The following is a 1,433-nucleotide window of genomic DNA, read 5'->3' on the forward strand; positions in this document are numbered from 1 at the left end:
TGGAGGTTGACGGCGACGATGAGCTGGTTGGCGGCCTTGACGGTCTGGCCGGCGCCGTGCGGGCCGCAGCGCACGATGGTGGTGCCCAGGGCCTCCAGCAGCGGGGAGGCGGCGTCGAAGTCCTCCTGATTCCCGCCGACCATGATGGACAGGACGGCTTCGATGGCGCCGGCCTCGCCGCCGGAGACCGGGGCGTCCAGCACCCGGATGCCGCGTTCGGCCGCGGCGGCGGCCAACTCGACGGAGGTCTGCGGGGTGATGGAGGACATGTCGATGAGCAGGGCGCCGCGGCGGGCGTTGGCCAGGATGCCGTCGGGGCCGTAGGCGATGGCCTCGACCTGCGGGGAGGCGGGCACCATGGTGATGACGACGTCGGCGTCGCGCACGGCCTGGGCGAGGGAGGTGGCGGGGGTGCCGCCGGCCGCGGCCAGCCGCTGCAGCTTGTCCGGTTCCAGGGTGTAGCCGGTGACCTGGTAGCCGGCCTTGAGCAGGTTCTCGGCCATGGGCGCGCCCATGATGCCCAGTCCGATCCAGGCGATGTGGGGAAGGGTGCTCATGTGCGGGGCCTTTCGGTGCGGGGCGGGTCAGGGGGTGGCGGTGCGCAGGGGGCGGGGCAGCCAGGCGAAGGCGCCGGCGCTGGGGCCGTTGCCGGGCTGGTATTCCAGGCCGGTCCAGCCGGTGTAGCCGCGGGTGCGCAGCCGCTGCAGGAGGTCGTCGAGGGGGAGGGTGCCGGTGCCGGGGGCGCCGCGGCCGGGGCTGTCGGCGATCTGGACGTGGCCGGTCCGGGCGGTGTAGCGGTCGATGGCCTCTTCCAGGTCCTCGCCGTTTTGGGCCAGGTGGTAGAGGTCCATCAGGAAGCGGGCGTTGTCCAGGCCGGTGGCGGCGTTGACCGCGTCGACCACCTCGATGGCCTTGGGGGCGGAGACGATCGGGCAGTGGGGGGATTCGGCGGCGTTGAGGGCCTCGATGAGCAGAGTGGCGCCGATGCGGTGGGCGGCGCGGGCGGCCAGCGTCAGGTTCTCCAGGGCGAGGGCGTCCTGGGCTGCGGGGTCGATGCCTTCGATGCGGTTGCCGTACAGGGCGTTGAGGGCGGTGCAGCCCAGCGACTGGGCGAAGTCCGCGGCCACGTCCACGTTCGCGCGAAAGCGCGCGGATGCCTCGCCGGGCACCGACAGGGCGCCGCGGTCGGGGCCGGGCAGCTGGCCGGCGTAGAAGTTCAGGCCCACCAGGCGGGTCCCGGCGTCCTGCAGCGCGGTGCGCAGCGCGTCCAGGTCCCGGCGGGCGGGGACCGGGGCGTCGGGCCACGGCCACCACAGCTCCACCGCGTCGAAGCCCGCCGCGGCGGCCGCCGCCGGCCGTTCCAGCAGCGGCAGCTCGGTGAACAGGATCGACAGGTTGACGTTGAAACGCGCGTCCGAGAAACCCATGAGGGA

Annotated in this window: 2 protein-coding genes; both read right to left on the bottom strand. The window is 73.8% G+C overall.

Annotated elements, in window-relative coordinates:
- Window positions 1-557, bottom strand: a 557-nt coding sequence (locus ACH4OW_RS39060; RefSeq protein WP_398033685.1) for an NAD(P)-binding domain-containing protein, incomplete at its 3' end; no start/stop codon positions are given.
- Window positions 558-584: 27 nt separating this feature from the next.
- Entirely contained in the window at window positions 585-1,427 is an 843-nt protein-coding gene (locus ACH4OW_RS39065; RefSeq protein WP_398033688.1) for a TIM barrel protein, read from the bottom strand.
- Between the last annotated feature and the right edge of the window lie 6 nt (window positions 1,428-1,433).

The sequence above is a fragment of the Streptomyces sp. NPDC017056 genome (genome assembly GCF_044332485.1).
Classification (GTDB): Bacteria; Actinomycetota; Actinomycetes; order Streptomycetales; family Streptomycetaceae; genus Streptomyces.

What these genes read in the sequence shown, in the direction of transcription:
- ACH4OW_RS39065 (WP_398033688.1), bottom strand. Translation starts at nt 1,427, where the DNA reads ATGGGTTTCTCGGACGCGCGTTTCAACGTCAACCTGTCGATCCTGTTC.